We start from the raw sequence: 15,429 nt of genomic DNA, 5'->3' as shown, positions 1-15,429 counted from the left end.
GAACAACTTCCCGCGCTTCGTCGACAACGCGGTGCTCGCCGGTTCCGGGACCACTCCCGGCGTCGGCGTGCCCACCGCACTGATCTCCGGCCGGCTCGCCGCCGTCCGCATCACCGGTGTGGGCGCCGCCCGCACGGTCACCGTCCCGAGGAAGGCCCGCCATGACGCAGCGTGAACTCACCGCCGCCGGAATCGTCGATCCCGTTCTGCGGCAGTCCTATACGCGCTGCCGGGCGCTCAACGCGGCACACGGGCGCACCTACTTCCTGGCGACCAGGCTGCTGCCGCCGGGGCGGCGACCGGCCGTCCACGCCCTCTACGGGTTCGCCCGCTACGTCGACGATCTCGTCGATCTGCCGGGCGGGGACAGCCGTCCCGAGGCCGTCGAGAGCCGCATCGCCGAAGCCGAACGCCTCCTCGCCGGAGCCCTCGCGGGCGGCGGCGTCCAGCCGGTCGAGCCGAGCTCCGGCCCGGCGCCCGTCGTGAGCCTCTTCGGTCCCCCTCCCCCCGGCGAGCGCACCCGGGTCGAGCCGCGAACGGCCGCCACGCCGTCCGAGGGCGAGTCGGTGGCGCTCGCCCTCGCCGACACCGTGCACCGCTACGCGATCGACCCCGCGCTGTTCTCGGCGTTCCTCGACTCCATGCGCATGGACCTGCTGCTGCGCGACTACCCCACCCGCGCCGCCCTGCAGCGCTACACCTACGGCTCCGCCCAGGTCATCGGCCTGCAACTGCTCCCGGTGCTGGGCACAGTCACCGACCGGGAGGAGGCGGCGCCCTTCGCGGCCGCGCTCGGCGACGCCTTCCAGCTCACCAACTTCCTGCGCGATGTCGCCGAGGATCTCGACCGCGGCAGGATCTACCTGCCCGCCGACGAACTCGCCGCCTTCGAGGTGGATCGCGACCGGCTCATGTGGTGCCGCGCCAACGGCATGGCCGATTCCCGGGTCCGCGCCGCCCTGGCCGAGCAGGTGGCCACCACCCGCGCGGTCTACCGCGAGGCAGCGCAGGGCATCGGCATGCTCTCGCCCTGGGCGCAGCCGTGCGTGGCCACCGCGTTCACCCTGTACTCGGAGATCCTCGACCGCATCGAGTACCTCGACCACAACGTCTTCGCGCGCCGGGCCGCCGTCGGCGCGGCCCGCAAGGTGCGCGTCGCGGCCCCGGCGGCGGCCAGGGCGTGGTGGATCCGCCGCTGCGGCCCCGCCTACCGGAGTGGGACCGCGCGCACGAGCGCCTAGCCCGCCGCTCGCGCCTGCCGGTAGCGCTCGATCCACGCTCCCGTGGTCAGCGCGTGGGCGTCGGCGTCGGACAGCTCGATGTCGAAGACCTCCTTCAGGACCGCGGGCAGTTCGGCGGTGGCCAGCTCGCGGGAGTCGACGGTGCCGTCGGGCCGTTCGGCGCTGAGGATGTGGCCGTCGAGGACGTGCCGCACGTCCGGCAGGAATCGCTGGACGAACGGGCGCATGGTGAACGGCGAGCGCGGCGAGGTGGCGACGAAGTGGTTGCCGACCTCGAAGTCGATGCGATACTGCGGGTTCGTGGTGAAGGTGTGCCGCTCGACCCAGCCGTCCCTGCCGAACTGGTGCAGCGCCCACAGGTCGCCGCCGAGCGCATCCTCGCGGCGCTCGAAACGGAAACGCCAGTGGCCCAGCAGGAATTCGTCCGGGCGCGCCACCAGCTCCCACGGTTCCGCAGGTCCCTGGCCGAAGCCGACATCGCAGATCCACACCCGCTCGTCCTCGGCCGTGGTCACCCGGACCAGCGCGTGCGTCGCGGGCCGCACCGGGACCGCCCCGAGGGTGACGCGCGCGCTGAGCCCGGTCACGCCGAAGCCGAGCCGTTCCGACGCGGCCGCCAGCAGCGCGACGTTCTCGTAGCAGTACCCGCCGCGCCTGCGCCGGATCATCTTCTCCTGCACCTCGGCGGGCCCCAGTGGAACCGGCCGCCCGAACAGCGCCTCCAGGTTCTCGAACGGCAGGGTCGTGGTGTGCCGGTGCACCAGTTCGCGCAGGGTCGCCACGGTGGGCGCGCGCTCACCGGTGAATCCGATCCGCCCCAGATAGCCGTCCAGATCCAGATCCTCGCCCTTCCAGCGGTAACTGCGATCCACGGATTCGTCCATCGGAGACCTCGATTCGGTGTCGCTCACTCCTGCGACAACCCCACCGGGGAACCTCGCTATTCCGCCCCGCTCACAGCACGCGCGACCCGGCCGATCTGCTACCTTCGCCAGCGTCCGCCGGAACGAGTCGTCCGCGTTCCGGCCTTGCTCGCGGGAGTTGACATGTCCTTCATCAACAAACTCTTCCACAACGCCAACAACATCTCCCGCCTGCTCGACCTGGCCGACAAGGCTCCGCAGTGGCGCAAGCAGTTGATGGAGAAGAAGAACGAATTCCGCGGCGGCGCCTTCCGCGACGCGGTGATGGGCATGTGCGCCCTCGTCGCCGCCGCGGACGGCACCATCGACCCCGGTGAGCGCATGCGGGTGGCGAACCTGATCTCCACCGAGCCCGCTCTCGACGCCTTCCCGGCCGACGAACTGCGCCTGCTGTTCGACTCCAACTGCGACCGCGTTCTGGCCGACCCCGCGTTCGGCAAGACCCACCTCATGCAGCAGATCACCAAGGTCGCGGGCAAGCCCGACCAGGCCCACGCCGTCGTCCAGATCGGCGTCATGATCGCCAACGCCGACGGCAAGCTCGACCTCGCCGAGATCCATGCCGTCCGCGAGGCCTGCGCCGCCCTGAACATCCCCCCGGTCCTCGACCTTCCCGCCTGACGCCTCCCCGAACCGTCCGGCTCGACGCGTCAGCTGCGTTCGGACAACCCCTTCCGCTCCGTGGCGGCACTGCGCTCGGCGGAGGCACTGCGCTCAGCGGAGGCACTGCGCTCGGCGGAGGCGCTGCGCTCGGCGGAGGCGCTGTGCTCAGCGGTGGCTCTACGAGGCGCCGCAGCGCTCTCGTCGGCGAAGGCGAGCAGGCGCGGGATCACCTGCTGCGGCGCGGCCCAGAGCATGTCGTGCCCGACGCCGGGATGGATCTCGATCTGGGCCGAGGGCACCCGCTCGCGCACCAGCCGCGCCGCGTGCTGCGCGTCGTGGACGACCGTGTCGGCGCCGAACTGAACCTGCAGCGGCGCGCCGAGGGCGGCGAAGCGTTCGGCGGACAAGGGCTGCGGCCACGGCACGGCGGGCCGGAACTTCAAGGTCGCCAGGGTCATCGCCCACTCGTCTTCGGAGAGGCGGATGGTCGGCGACAGCCAGCGGTTGAACTTCTCCATCTTGGCCCGGGTCGGCCGGATTCCGGCGAAGAGGAACTTGCGCAACACCTTCCACGACGGGCGGGCCAGCGTGGCCGGGGCCGGTTCGAGCAGGCTCACCCCGGACAGCCGGTCGCAGCGGCCGGTGGCGATCACCGCGGCCAGCCAGCCGCCCTGCGAGTACCCGACCAGGTGCACCCGGTCGAGGCCGAGCGCTTCGACGAGCTGGGCTCCCCACTCGGCGACATCGCCCTCGTCGAGCATGGGCGCGGTTTGCTCCCCGCGACCCGCCCACCCCATGACATCACTGGCGAAGACGACGCGATCGCGGGACAGCTCCTCGACGAACGGCGCCCAGAACAGCCCGTTGCCGCCGATTCCCGGCAACAGCAGCAGCGGCACGCCCGTGCCCGTCCCCGATCGGCGGACCCGCGTGGTGCCGTAGGTGGTCGCGATCTCGAGTTCGGTCGACGGCACCGGCCAGCGCGCCGCGATGGCGTCGTGGGCGCGCAGGAAGTCGGCCCTGGCCGCCTCGTCGGTGAAGTGTCCGAGTCCGGGCATGTTCCCCTCCATCTCTGATAGTGATACGACCGTATCACGCAATTGGTACATACATACCAACAACGCAATTCCGGGCGACGTCGGGCCACTCGCGCCTGAAGTGGCTAGAATCCGCACATGCGTTCGATCGGAACCGAGGAACGACGAGCTCGCCTGGTCGAGCGCCACCGCCTGCACGCGGCCGCGCGCACCGCGCCGGACGCCGACGACGTCCCCGCGATCGTGCGATCCCTGGTCGTCCTGCACGCCACCGACCCCGCGACGGTGTACCTCTCGGTCGCCGCCCGGTCCGCGACGGTGAAACCGGCCGACATCGAGCGCACCCTCTACGACGACCGCGCCCTCGTGCGCCTGCTCGCCATGCGCCGCACCATGTTCGTGGCGCCGGTGGACTTGCTCGGTGCGCTGCGCTCCTCGGTCACCGACGCGCTGGCGGTCAAGCAGCGCCGCACCTACTGCAAGCTGATCGAGCAGTCGGGGGCGGTGGCGGGTGATGTCGCCGCCTGGTGGGCGGAGGTGGAGCGCGAAACCCACGACGCCCTACTGGATCTCGGCGCGGCCACCGGCGCGCAGTTGAGCAGGGCCGTGCCGCGCCTGCGCACGGCCGTGGACGCCGCGCCGGGCAAGTCCTATTCGAAGCCGACCAACATCACCACCTGGATGCTGGTCGTCCTCGGCGCCGAGGGCCGGATCGTGCGCGGCAGGCCCAACGGCACCTGGGCGAGCAGCCAGTACAGCTGGGAGCCGATCGAGACCTGGCTGCCCGACGGCATCCCCGACGTCCCGGCCGACGAGGCCAGGGCGGAGGTCGTGCGCCGCTGGCTGGCGGCCTTCGGCCCCGCCCCCGTCTCGGACATCAAGTGGTGGACGGGTTGGACTGTGGCGCACGTGCGTTCGGCGCTGTCGCGGCTGGATGTGACCGAGGTGGATCTGGACGGCACGCCCGGCGTCGTCCTCGCCGACGACCTCGAGCCCACACCGGCCGTCGCACCGGCGGCGGCCCTGCTGCCCGCGCTGGACCCCACGCCGATGGCCTGGCAGTCCCGCGACTGGTTCCTCGGCCCGCACGCCGGCGCCCTGTTCGACCGCAACGGAAACATCGGCCCCTCCGTCTGGTGGGACGGACGCATCGTCGGCGGCTGGGCCCAGCGCCGCTCGGGCGAGATCGCCTTCCGCCTGCTCGAGGACATCGGCGCCGAGGCCGAAGCACAGGTCGCGGCCGAGGCGGAGCGCATCGGGGCATGGTTCGGCGACATGCGCACCATCCCCCGCTTCCGCACCCCGCTGGAACGCGAACTCACCGCCTGACCGGCTCGCGGCGACGGACGCCCCACGGCGCGACAGCACTCGGAAAGTACTCGCCGGCAGCCGGATTCGCCCGCCGCGCGGCAATCCCTGGTTAGGGTGAATCGATGGAGATCCGCCAGGCATCCGAAGCCGATCGCCCCGCCCTGCGCGCGCTGTTCGTCCGGGCAGGCGCCGGTTCGCCGACCGACGATCTCTGGGGCGACCCGGAATCCGAGGCGGCCGTGTACCTCTACCCCTATCTCGATCGCGAGCCGGAATCCCTGTTCGTCGCCGCCGCCGAGGACGGCACGTTGGTCGGCTACCTCACCGGATGCGTGGACAGCGCCGCCTTCCCCGGCGAGGAGGAGCGCATCGACCAGGCCATCCGCCGGTACGGGCTGCTGCGCCGCCGCGGCGCCGTCGCCTTCTTCGCGCGCGCCGTGGCCGATGCCCTGGTGGCCAAGCTGCGCGGGCAGCCGGCGACGTGGGAGTTCACCGACCCGCGCTGGCCGTCCCACCTGCACATCAATGTCGCCCCGGAGGCGCGGGGCACCGGAGCCGCCGCCGCGCTGGTCGACCGCTTCCTCGCGCACGCCGAGGCCGCGGGATCACCGGGCTGCCACCTGCAGACGGTCGTCGAGAACCGCAGGGCCGTGGCCTTCTTCGAGAAGAGGGGTTTCAGCGCACACGGTGAGCGGCCGGTGATTCCCGGGCCGCGTTTCGAGGGCGCGAAACTGCACCAGCTGACGATGGTCCGCGCCCTCTGACCCCGCGTCCTCCGACCCCATGCCCTCCGATCCTGCGTCCCAGCCCTTCTACATGTCCAGGCCGAGGTCGAGCACGGCGACCGAGTGGGTGAGCGCGCCGACGGCCAGGTAGTCGACGCCGGTGCGCGCGTAGTCCGCGGCCATGTCCAGGGTCAGCCCGCCGGAGGACTCCAGCTTCGTCTGCGGCGCGACGGCATTGCGCCGCTGCACGGCGGCCTGGGTCTGCCACAGCGGGAAGTTGTCCAGCAGCACCAGTTCCACATTCTCGGCCAGCACCGCGTCGAGCTGTTCGAGGCTGTCCACCTCGACCTCGCAGGCGATGTCGGGGGCCAGCTCGCGCACCGCGCGCAGCGCCGCGACCACCGAGCCCGCGGCGACCACGTGGTTGTCCTTGATGAGCGCGGCGTCGCCGAGTCCCATCCGGTGGTTGACGCCGCCGCCGACGCGCACCGCGTACTTCTGCAGCGCCCGCAGGCCGGGCAGGGTCTTGCGGCTGTCGCGGATGGCGCATCCGGTGCCCTCGACCGCGTCCACCCAGGCGGCGGTGGCGGTGGCGATGCCCGAGAGGTGGCACAGCAGGTTGAGCATGGTGCGCTCGGCGGTCAGCAGGCCGCGGGTGGGCGCGACCAGGCCCAGCACCGACTGCCCCGGCTCGACCCTGGTGCCGTCGGGCACCCGGTCGGTGATCTCGTAGGCCCCCGCGCCGATGACCTCGTCGAGCACCAGCAGGCCGACGTCGATGCCCGCGACGGTGCCCGGCTTGCGGGAGACCACCGCGGCCTTGCTCACGGCGTCGGCGGGGACGGTGGCGTTCGTGGTCACATCGGGCCCGTAACGCAGGTCCTCGTCCAGCGCGGTGCGGATGAGGGCGAGCACGGCGTCGCGATCCAGCGCGGCGTCCAGGGTCATGGGTGCACTCCTGTTCTCGTGGTCGGCGGGCCGTGTCACGGGACGGCCGCGAGCTGGGGGCCGCCCGGATCGGCGGCCGGTGGTTCGGGCAGTTCCGCGAACCCGGACAGCTCGCTCAGGCCGATCAGATCGATCAGGCTGGGCGTGTCCGCCGTCTCCAGCAGGTCGGGGCGACCGTCGGGGTCGAGCCGGATGGCCAGCGGACGCCGCAGAGCCGGATCGGTAGCCGGATGGTCGGTCCGGGTGTGGCAGCCGCGGCTCTCGGTGCGCGCGGCAGCGGCGAGCAGCAGCACCCGCGCGGTCAGGGTCAGCGCGCCGTCCTCCAGGTCCGCGATCCGCCTGGCCGCCGTCTGCGTCGCGTTCGAGCAGGATTCGCTCGCCGCGGCGCGTGCGCGGGAGTAGCGATCGGACAGGTCGCGCAGCACGGCCGATTCCAGCCGCCTGCTCGCCTCGGCCAGCCCCTCGCCGTCGCGGACCACCGAGGCGTGCGTGGTCATGACCTGCTGGAGGGCGGTCCGATCCACTCGAGGCATGGCGTGGGGGCGGATCTCGGTCACCTCGGCGGGGACGTCGCGGCGCTCGACAGCGGCCGCGCCGACCCGCTCGCCGACGACGAGCCCTTCCAGCAGGCTGTTGGAGGCCAGGCGGTTGGCCCCATGCAGCCCGGTGCGCGCCACCTCGCCCGCCGCGTACAGCCCCGGTACGCCGGTGCGCCCGTGCGGATCGGTCACCACGCCGCCGCACTGGTAGTGCGCGGCCGGGGCCACCGGGACGAGGTCGGCGCGCGGGTCGATGCCCGCGGCCAGGCAGGAGGCGGTGATGGTCGGGAAGCGCTGGGCGAACCCGTCGATGGCGCGGGCGTCCAGGTACACGTGGTCGGTGCCGAGTTCGCGCATCCTGGCCGCGATCGCCTTCGACACCACGTCGCGCGGGGCGAGATCACCGCGCGGATGCACGCCCGCGGTCACCGACCGGCCCGTGCCGTCGACGAGGACAGCGCCCTCGCCGCGCACCGCCTCGCTGATGAGCGGGCGACGGCCGAGGCCGCCGGGGGTGTGCAGCACCGTCGGGTGGAACTGCACGAACTCCAGATCCGCCACCGCGGCGCCCGCCCACAACGCCAGCGCGACACCGTCGGCGGTCGCCCCGGGCGGATTCGTGCTCAACGCGAAGAGCTGACCGAGGCCCCCGGTCGCCAGCAGCACGGCCGGGGTGTGCATGACGCCGAATCCTTTGTCCGACACCGCGATCACGCCCTGCACCCCGTGCGGGCCGGTGACCACCTCGCAGGCCGCCGCGCCGAAGATCACCGGCAGCCCGGCGGCGTTCAGCGCCCGCTGCACTTCCGCGCCGGTGGCGTCACCGCCCGCGTGGATGATGCGCCTGGTGCTGTGCCCGCCTTCCCTGGTGCGGGAGATCTGCCCGTCGCGGCCGAGGTCGAAGACCGCGCCCAGATCGGTCAGCGCGTCGATCGCGGCCCGGCCGCCCTCGACGATGGAGCGCACGGCGCTCTCGTCGCAGAGCCCGCCGCCCGCCTCCACCGTGTCCCGGACGTGCGATGCCACCGAGTCGCCGTGCGGGGCGACCACCGCGATGCCGCCCTGGGCGTACTGCGTGGAGGTGTCGGTGGGCCCGCCCTTGCTCAGGGTCAGCACCCGCAGCCCGCGCAGCGAGGCGGTGCGCGCCGCCGTCAGTCCCGCCACGCCGCCGCCGATCACCACCAGGTCGGCCGTGGCCTCCCAGTCGATCCTCGCCGGAGCCGTCATGTTCTCGTGCCTTTCGCTCCGAGCTCCCGCCGCAGACATCGCGTGCGGGTTCGGGTACGCGAGCGCGTCGCCGCGGGGGCTCGCGTCGCGCACCGTCCAACCGTCAGCGACGGTTCACTCACCGCCGCCGGGGTTGCCGATCTCGATCATCCGCTGCACCGAATTGCGGCCCAGCGCCGCGGTTTCCGGGTCGACGTGCACCTCGTCGGCGCCCTCGACCAGGCAGCGCAGCAGCGCGGCCGGGGTGATCATCTTCATGTAGGGGCAGGAGGCCCGGTCGTTGACCGCCTGGAAGTCGATGCCGGGCGCGGCCTTGCGCAACTGGTGCAGCATGCCGACCTCGGTGGCCACCAGCACCTGGCTGGACGTGGCCGCCTTGGCGGCGTCGATCATGCCGCCGGTGGACAGGATGTGCACCCGGTCGGCCGGGAACGACCCCTCGCCCGCCAGGTACAGCGCCGAGGTGGCGCAGCCGCACTCCGGGTGCACGAACAGCTCGGCGTCCGGGTGGGTGCGGGCCTGCTCGGTCAGCTCCTCGCCGTTGATGCCGGCGTGCACGTGGCACTCGCCCGCCCAGATGTGCATGTTCTCCCGGCCGGTGACCCGCTTGACGTGCGCGCCGAGGAACTGGTCGGGCAGGAACAGCACCTCACGGGCCGGGTCGATGGAGGCGACCACGTCGACGGCGTTGGAGGAGGTGCAGCAGATGTCGGTGAGCGCCTTGACCTCGGCGGTGGTGTTCACATACGAGACCACGACCGCGTTCGGGAACTCCGCCTTCCAGGCGCGCAGCTCGTCGGCGGTGATGGAGTCGGCCAGCGAGCAGCCTGCCCGCGCGTCCGGGATCAGCACCGTCTTCTCCGGGCTGAGGATCTTCGCGGTCTCGGCCATGAAGTGCACGCCGCAGAACACGATGGTGTCCTCGGGCGCCTCGGCCGCGATCCGCGAGAGCGCCAGCGAGTCGCCGACGTGGTCGGCGATGTCCTGGATCTCGGGCAGCTGATAGTTGTGCGCCAGGATCGTCGCGTTGCGCTCGCGGGCCAGGCGACGGATCTCCTCGGCCCACTCGGGCGTCGCCGCCACACCGGCGTACCCGGTGGGCCCGTCGACCACCTGTTCCATCAGCGCAGGCGCGGGCTGCACATCTGTTGTCGCCATGACGGCTCCCTTCCTCGTGCGACCGCCTGCGCCGGCTCCCTGTCACGCGACGCTGCGATTCGCACCAAACCAGGTTTTCGACTTACAATCGAAAACGTGGCCCATAGTAACACTGTTCACGAAACGCTCACCGCGGTGTTCCAGGTTCGCCGCTTCCCCGGCAGAGAATCCGCAGGTCAGCGTGATGTGACCCGCGTTACTGGGGCGCAGCGGGGTACCGACCGCCCGGAATTGGCCGTTCTGCTGTGGGAGCGCGCCCTCGACCCGCAGAAAGGCACCTGGTCACTGCCCGGCGGCCGGCTGCGCGACGACGAGGACCTCGACACCTCCGCGGGCCGCCAGCTCGCCGAGAAGGTCGACGTGCGCGAACTGGCCCACCTCGAACAGCTGTCGGTCTTCAGCGACCCGCATCGCGTGCCGGGCCCGCGCCGCATCGCCTCGGCCTATCTGGGCCTGGTCCCCCTGACCGCCGAACCAGAACTGCCCGAGGACACCGCCTGGCACCCGGTCTCCGCGCTGCCGCGCATGTCCTTCGACCACGGCACCGTCGTCGAGCACGCCCGCACCCGCCTGGCCGCCAAACTCTCCTACACCAACATCGCCTTCGCCCTGGCGCCCGCGACCTTCACCATGTCGGTGCTGCGCGAGATCTACTGTGCCGCACTGGGATACGACGTGGACACCACCAATCTCCAGCGAGTACTCAACCGCCGCAGGGTGATCGTCCCGACCGGTGACACCGCCGCCCCCGGCCGCGCGGGCGGGCGCCCGGCCGCCGTCCACCGCTTCACCGACTCCGGCCTGCGCGTCACCGACGAGTTCGCCGCCCTGCGCCCACGCCACTGAGGGACGGGCGTCGGCGCGTCATCGGTGGCTCGGCTCAGGGGGAGGCACACCGCACCGCCTCGCAGACCCGCCCGAGCGTCAGCGGGCCCGCGCGCACGGTCGTGAGGAAAGACGCGTCGGCGCCCCCGGTCAGTCCCGCGACGTCGGCGAGCATTCGCACCGCCGACAGCGAGTCGCCGCCGTGGTCGAAGAAGTCGGCGTCGGGCCCAAGGCTCGCCGGCGCCACACCGAGTGCCTCGCACCAGATGGCGGTCACCCGCTCGGCAACGCTCGGCGCGCCCGTGGCGGTCGTCGCCGAGGCAGCCTGGTCATCGGCACCCTGGTCATCCTCCAGGGCGAGGGCCGCGCGGTCGAGCTTGCCGTTCGCGTTGCGCGGCAGCGCGTCCACTCGTCGCACCAGCGCCGGGATCATGTGCGCGGGCAACCGCGCGGCGAGGAACTCCCGCAGTTCACCGGCGCCGATGTCGATGTCGCTCACGACGAAGGCCGTCAGCACATCCCCCTCGCCGCGACGACGTGCCACGACAGCGGCGTGCCGCACCCCGGGGTGAGTCTCCACCGCCGCGCGTACCTCTTCCGGTTCGACACGGAATCCGCGGATCTTGATCTGGTCGTCCACCCGTCCGACGAAGACCAGCCGGCCATCGGGCGCGAGGACGGCCGAGTCACCCGTCCGGTAGACGCGGCAGCCGTCCTCCAGCGTGAGAAAGCGCGCCGCCGTGGCCTCGGGAGCGTTCAGATAGCCCCGCGCCACCTGCGGTCCGCCGATGTACATCTCGCCGCACTCCCCCGGCCGGACCGGCCGCTCCTCGGCGTCGAAGAGATACACCGACGTGCCGGCCGACGGCGTGCCGATGGGCACCGCGCCGCTCTCGTCGTCTGCCGCGTCGTCGATGACGTGATTGGTGCACACCAGGGTCAGCTCGGCGGGGCCGTAGCTGTTCACCAGTGTCGTGTCCGGCCCGAAGAAGCGGCGGACCGCCGCGGCCAGGCGCCGATCGAGCTGTTCACCCGCGAGGATCACCGTGCGCATCGGTGCGGGTGTGAAGGCCAGATCGACCACCACGCGCGCCAGGCTCGGCGTGAACAGCACTGTGTCGGCCCCCGATTCCGTCAACATCCGCCTGATCGCGAGATGATCGAGTTCCTCCGGGACGAGGACCAGCGCGGCGCCCGACAGATGCGCACCGAAGAAGGCGATGCAGGCCAGATCGGCGGCTGGGGTGTGATGGTGACAGAAGGCCCGTCCCGGCCCAAGGCCGTACCAGCGGAGCGCCGAATGCGCCCAGCTCGCGATCCCCCTGTGGGTGACCTCCACCCCTTTCGGCTCGCCGGTCGAGCCCGATGTGTAGGTCACGTAGGCCACGTCGCCGGGAGCGACGACGGCCTGGACCGGCGAGTCGGGGGCGGTGTCCGGGATCTCCTCGAGCACGAGGACATCGGCGGCGTCGCCCACCAACGCCACGTGCGCACGTTCGACCAGGCAGTGGCGCACACCGGCGCGCCGGAGGATCGCACGCACGCGCGCGGGCGGATGAGCCGGGTCGAGCGGCAGGAAAGCGGCCCCGCCGAACAGCACTCCCCACTGCGCCGCGACCGCCCGCGGCGTCCGTCCGGCGATGACGGCCACCACCTCGCCCGCGCCTGCGCCCCTCGTCACGAGTTCGGCGGCGATGCGCTCGGCGTGCGCGGCCAGCTCGCGGTAGCGGACCGCGCCTTCGGGCCCACGCACCGCGACGGCGTCGGGCGCCTGACGCACCAGGGAACGGAACACCGACACCGCCGTGGCGTCACCGAGATCCGGCAGGTCCGGCCCGGCGACGGCGGGCGGCCCGCCGGCCGGAGGGGACGGCGCCCGCGGCGCGGGAGCGGCCACGCCCGCACGACCCAGTTCGGCGCCGAGCTCGTCGAGCAGCGCCTCCACCCGGTCGGGCACGCCGGGACCGTTGCGCACCGAGACCGACACACTCACACCCGCCTCGGTCTCCACCATGAACACACCCAACGGAATCATCAAGGTGTGGACCGGCAGCACCCGCAGGGACCGGGCGGCGAAGCCCGCGCCGGACAGCTCGGCCGATCGGAACCGGCCGACGTGGGATATCAAGCCCGACACGAGATTACGCCCGAGCCGCGCGCCGAGCTGCCCCATGAGACGTTGCATCGTCCGGGAGACGAGATCCGGCGGCGTGGACAGCCCCGTGCTCGACATCTCGTCCAGTTCCGCGCGCTCGAGCAGTCCGTTCAGCAGGCGCGCGTTGACCTCCCACCACCGCTGTCCCGGCTCGACGTCGAGAAACAGCGGCAACGACAGGTTCGCCGTGGAACGCAGCGCGCTGTCGTGGCGTCGGAGGTCGACCGGAACCATGAAGCGCGACGTCGATGCGCTCTTGGCCGCCAGTATCGCCGCGACTCTGGCCACCACCGCCGCCGGGGCGGACTCGATCACCCGCGCCCGCGTGAGGTAGGCGGGCTGTCCGCTCGCGGGAACACCGTGGCCGACGGGTGATCGGAACAACGGGACCAAAGGGGTCGGCGTGCCCCTGGCGCCGAGCCGCGCGACCAGCTCCTCGTCGTTCGTGGCATCCGGCGCGCCCAGCGGTCGCTCACCACGCAACGCGCGGAACACGTCCGACATCCACATGCCGAGCCCGGCACCGTCCATCACCCCGTGGAACGCGCGGAACAGCAGGGTGATCGGCGGTCCGGGGAGCAGGACCACCTCCACGGTCGCCTCGCCGGACAGCGAGCCGCCCACCGGCTGACGGAGCAGCGGATCGCTGTCGAGCACGGTGTCGGGCAGCCGATGGCCTGCCACCACCCGCACCGGCGGCGCGACACCGCTGTCGACCCAGTACCTGCCCGCTCGTCGCAGTCGCGCCCCCGGATGGCACCGCGCGGCCGCGGCCACAGCCCCGCGCAGCTCGGGCTCGGTCAGCGTGCCCTCGCCGCGCAGCTCGTACTGGATCGCGTACGGAGGCACGAGATCTCGCATCGGGAAACACATCGCCTCGGTCGCGGAAATGCGTCTTCGGAAGACCGTGTCATCGGCCGCATCGGCAGGCGGAAAAGATTGCGAGGAAACGTCGTGAGCCACTGCACCCCCGTGGTGACGGCATCGTGCGGCCGGCGGGACGGGCGGACCGCGGTGTAAACGGATTCGATGAGATCTGGACGATGAGACCTGGAAACAGCTCTAGCACTACCGAAACGTTCTGAAGCCCCGCTCCGAGTCGAGGATACCACCGCCGGACAGACCTCGCCACGGCTCGCGAGCGACCTCCTACTGCTCGAGAAGATCAACGAATCCAGTTGCGCGGCAACGATCTCGCGACTAATCTTCGATAGCAGTCTCCGACATCACCCCGATGCCGCAGAGGCAGATCACGGCGGCAACGCGAGCCGCCGAAGAGTTTCTGCCCGGCATCCGATTCCCATCGACCAAGACCCACTTCACCTGCGCTTATCCCGGTGCGTCGCCGCATGTCGGGAGATGGAGGTCGTTTCGTGTCAGATTCCGTCACACTCGAAGATTTCATGGTCGATCCTTATTCGATCTATCGGTCGATGAATTCTGGAGCGCCGCTCTCACCGGTCGGCCCGAACGACTATCTGGTCACCGACCCCGAATTGATTCTCGAAATATTCGAGAATCACGAGGATTTCACGAGCGTCCACAATCTGGAGGGTCAGGTCCCTCTCTGCGAAGAGGCCGAGGCAATTCTCCGAGAGACCCTCTTCTATCGAGGCGCGCTTTTCAACGAGGCGCCCCCGAATCATTCCGCATTTCGTCGCACGTTCATCAGGCCGTTCACGCCCGCCGCGGTCGACCGACTCGCCCCCGCCATTCAGGAGTGCGCCGACGAATTGTGCGCCGACATTCGCTCGCACAACACATTCGACGTCATGGCGGGATTGGCGTTCCCGTTGCCGATCCGCATCATCTCCGACCTCATCGGGATCCCTGACGGCGATCGGGCACAGGTCAAGCAGTGGAACGATCTGTGGCTGGCGCTGCAGGTCGCGCCGCTGCCGGCCGAGATGCAGGTCCAGGCGGCCGAATCCGTGCGGATCTACGAGAACTACGTGCGCGAACTGGTCGCCCGGATAGGGGCGGATCGGACCCCGAGCCTGATTCTGGAGATGGCCGACGCGATCGGAACGCCGGGCGCGGTACACGATGTGGACGACATCATCGTGGCGATCCGGGTCATGATCGCCGCGGGCCACGAAACGACCTCTGGACTCATCGGCAATGCCGTCGCCCGGCTCGTCGAGTCCGGCCGATGGCTCGAATTGCGCGGCAATCCGACAGCCGTACCGGATTTCATCGAGGAGACGCTCGCCGTCGATCCCTCGGTGCAGAGCGCCCCGCGCACGGTCGAGCGCACGACGGAGATCCGCGGCGTGACCGTTCCCGCCGGCTCCCGACTGCATCTGGCGATCGGGGCCTACGGTGCGCTGGAAGGCCCGAAAGCACACGCCCACATCGGATTCGGGCACGGAATCCACCGATGCATGGGGTCGCACCTGGCTCGCACCGAGGCGCGCATCGCCCTGGAGACCTTGTTGGCCGCCATCCCGGCGCCGCCGTCCTTCGACGAGAGCGCACCGCCGCAGCGACTGCCCGGCGGTTTCGTGTTCCGCAGTTTCAGTTCACTATCGCTTCGTTGGTGAGGAAGTCGTCATGGTCGCCAAACCGCCGCTCGTCCCCCACGCCAAGCCGCTGATCGGGCACGCCCTCGACATCTGGCAGGACCCGCTGAAATTCTTCGGCAGCGCCGCCGCTGTCGCACCGCTGTCGCGGATCAAGATCGGCTGGACGGATGCCTGCCTGATCTACGATCACGAGTTGCTCAACCAGATACTGG

The 15,429-nt window shown here is 71.2% G+C and carries 12 protein-coding genes and 2 pseudogenes; 8 read left to right on the top strand and 6 right to left on the bottom strand.

The window, feature by feature from the left end; all coding sequences use genetic code 11:
- A pseudogene (locus QH283_RS10520) lies at positions 1 to 175 on the top strand (phytoene desaturase); the annotation flags it as partial.
- Positions 162 to 1,241 (top strand): phytoene/squalene synthase family protein, encoded by a 1,080-nt coding sequence (locus QH283_RS10515; protein WP_280502834.1) that lies wholly within the window; start codon positions 162 to 164, stop codon positions 1,239 to 1,241. The pseudogene QH283_RS10520 and the gene QH283_RS10515, both read left to right, overlap by 14 nt.
- Here the strand turns inward: QH283_RS10515 and QH283_RS10510 are convergent.
- A complete protein-coding gene (locus QH283_RS10510) occupies positions 1,238 to 2,125 on the bottom strand; it encodes an arylamine N-acetyltransferase family protein (protein ID WP_280502833.1) in 888 nt (295 codons plus the stop codon). The two genes, QH283_RS10515 and QH283_RS10510, sit on opposite strands and share 4 nt — an antisense overlap.
- A 162-nt stretch (positions 2,126 to 2,287) precedes the next feature.
- Between QH283_RS10510 and QH283_RS10505 the strand changes: the two genes are divergently transcribed.
- Positions 2,288 to 2,785, top strand: a complete 498-nt coding sequence (locus QH283_RS10505; RefSeq protein WP_280502832.1) for a tellurite resistance TerB family protein — start codon at positions 2,288 to 2,290, stop codon at positions 2,783 to 2,785.
- Between the two features lie 29 nt (positions 2,786 to 2,814).
- Here QH283_RS10505 and QH283_RS10500 read toward each other — a convergent pair whose 3' ends face one another.
- Positions 2,815 to 3,825, bottom strand: coding sequence for an alpha/beta fold hydrolase (locus QH283_RS10500; RefSeq protein ID WP_280502831.1), 1,011 nt, complete (start codon positions 3,823 to 3,825; stop codon positions 2,815 to 2,817).
- 117 nt (positions 3,826 to 3,942) lie between these two features.
- Between QH283_RS10500 and QH283_RS10495 the strand changes: the two genes are divergently transcribed.
- Complete coding sequence (locus tag QH283_RS10495; RefSeq protein WP_280502830.1) at positions 3,943 to 5,133, top strand: winged helix DNA-binding domain-containing protein; 1,191 nt, start codon at positions 3,943 to 3,945, stop codon at positions 5,131 to 5,133.
- A gap of 104 nt (positions 5,134 to 5,237) precedes the next feature.
- A complete protein-coding gene (locus tag QH283_RS10490; RefSeq protein ID WP_280502829.1) occupies positions 5,238 to 5,879 on the top strand; it encodes a GNAT family N-acetyltransferase in 642 nt (213 codons plus the stop codon).
- Between the two features lie 48 nt (positions 5,880 to 5,927).
- On the opposite strand, the gene nadC is transcribed toward QH283_RS10490, so the two are convergent.
- The 3 genes from nadC to nadA all read right to left on the bottom strand — a co-directional run bounded on the left by nadC (position 5,928) and on the right by nadA (position 9,712).
- Positions 5,928 to 6,788, bottom strand: coding sequence for a carboxylating nicotinate-nucleotide diphosphorylase (gene nadC, locus QH283_RS10485; protein WP_280502828.1), 861 nt, complete (start codon positions 6,786 to 6,788; stop codon positions 5,928 to 5,930).
- 35 nt (positions 6,789 to 6,823) lie between these two features.
- Complete coding sequence (locus QH283_RS10480; protein WP_280502827.1) at positions 6,824 to 8,554, bottom strand: L-aspartate oxidase; 1,731 nt, start codon at positions 8,552 to 8,554, stop codon at positions 6,824 to 6,826.
- Positions 8,555 to 8,668: 114 nt separating this feature from the next.
- Complete coding sequence (gene nadA, locus QH283_RS10475; RefSeq protein WP_280502826.1) at positions 8,669 to 9,712, bottom strand: quinolinate synthase NadA; 1,044 nt, start codon at positions 9,710 to 9,712, stop codon at positions 8,669 to 8,671.
- Between the two features lie 96 nt (positions 9,713 to 9,808).
- On the opposite strand from nadA, the gene QH283_RS10470 reads away from it, so the two are divergent.
- Entirely contained in the window at positions 9,809 to 10,558 is a 750-nt protein-coding gene (locus QH283_RS10470) for an NUDIX hydrolase (protein WP_280502825.1), read from the top strand.
- 34 nt (positions 10,559 to 10,592) lie between these two features.
- Here the strand turns inward: QH283_RS10470 and QH283_RS10465 are convergent, their stop codons facing one another.
- The gene (locus tag QH283_RS10465) at positions 10,593 to 13,553 is read right to left on the bottom strand and encodes a non-ribosomal peptide synthetase (protein ID WP_280502824.1); all 2,961 of its coding nucleotides are present in this window, start codon (positions 13,551 to 13,553) and stop codon (positions 10,593 to 10,595) included.
- Positions 13,554 to 14,065: 512 nt separating this feature from the next.
- On the opposite strand from QH283_RS10465, the gene QH283_RS10460 reads away from it, so the two are divergent.
- Together QH283_RS10460 and QH283_RS10455 are read left to right on the top strand one after the other, a co-directional pair.
- Positions 14,066 to 15,235, top strand: a complete 1,170-nt coding sequence (locus QH283_RS10460) for a hypothetical protein (protein ID WP_280502823.1) — start codon at positions 14,066 to 14,068, stop codon at positions 15,233 to 15,235.
- Positions 15,236 to 15,245: 10 nt separating this feature from the next.
- Positions 15,246 to 15,429 (top strand): annotated as a pseudogene (locus QH283_RS10455) (cytochrome P450); the annotation flags it as partial.

It is taken from the genome of Nocardia farcinica, assembly GCF_029867845.1.
Classification (GTDB): domain Bacteria; phylum Actinomycetota; class Actinomycetes; order Mycobacteriales; family Mycobacteriaceae; genus Nocardia; species Nocardia farcinica_A.
Note: the sequence above shows the minus strand (reverse complement) of the source record. Positions and strands in the feature narration are given on the sequence as shown.

Bases quoted from the DNA above. Each gene is read 5' to 3' on its own strand.
- QH283_RS10465 (WP_280502824.1), bottom strand. From the start codon at position 13,553: ATGCGAGATCTCGTGCCTCCGTACGCGATCCAGTACGAGCTGCGCGGC.
- QH283_RS10490 (WP_280502829.1), top strand. From the start codon at position 5,238: ATGGAGATCCGCCAGGCATCCGAAGCCGATCGCCCCGCCCTGCGCGCG.
- nadA (WP_280502826.1), bottom strand. From the start codon at position 9,712: ATGGCGACAACAGATGTGCAGCCCGCGCCTGCGCTGATGGAACAGGTG.
- QH283_RS10515 (WP_280502834.1), top strand. From the start codon at position 162: ATGACGCAGCGTGAACTCACCGCCGCCGGAATCGTCGATCCCGTTCTG.
- QH283_RS10500 (WP_280502831.1), bottom strand. From the start codon at position 3,825: ATGCCCGGACTCGGACACTTCACCGACGAGGCGGCCAGGGCCGACTTC.
- QH283_RS10505 (WP_280502832.1), top strand. From the start codon at position 2,288: ATGTCCTTCATCAACAAACTCTTCCACAACGCCAACAACATCTCCCGC.
- QH283_RS10495 (WP_280502830.1), top strand. From the start codon at position 3,943: ATGCGTTCGATCGGAACCGAGGAACGACGAGCTCGCCTGGTCGAGCGC.
- QH283_RS10480 (WP_280502827.1), bottom strand. From the start codon at position 8,554: ATGACGGCTCCGGCGAGGATCGACTGGGAGGCCACGGCCGACCTGGTG.
- nadC (WP_280502828.1), bottom strand. From the start codon at position 6,788: ATGACCCTGGACGCCGCGCTGGATCGCGACGCCGTGCTCGCCCTCATC.
- QH283_RS10510 (WP_280502833.1), bottom strand. From the start codon at position 2,125: ATGGACGAATCCGTGGATCGCAGTTACCGCTGGAAGGGCGAGGATCTG.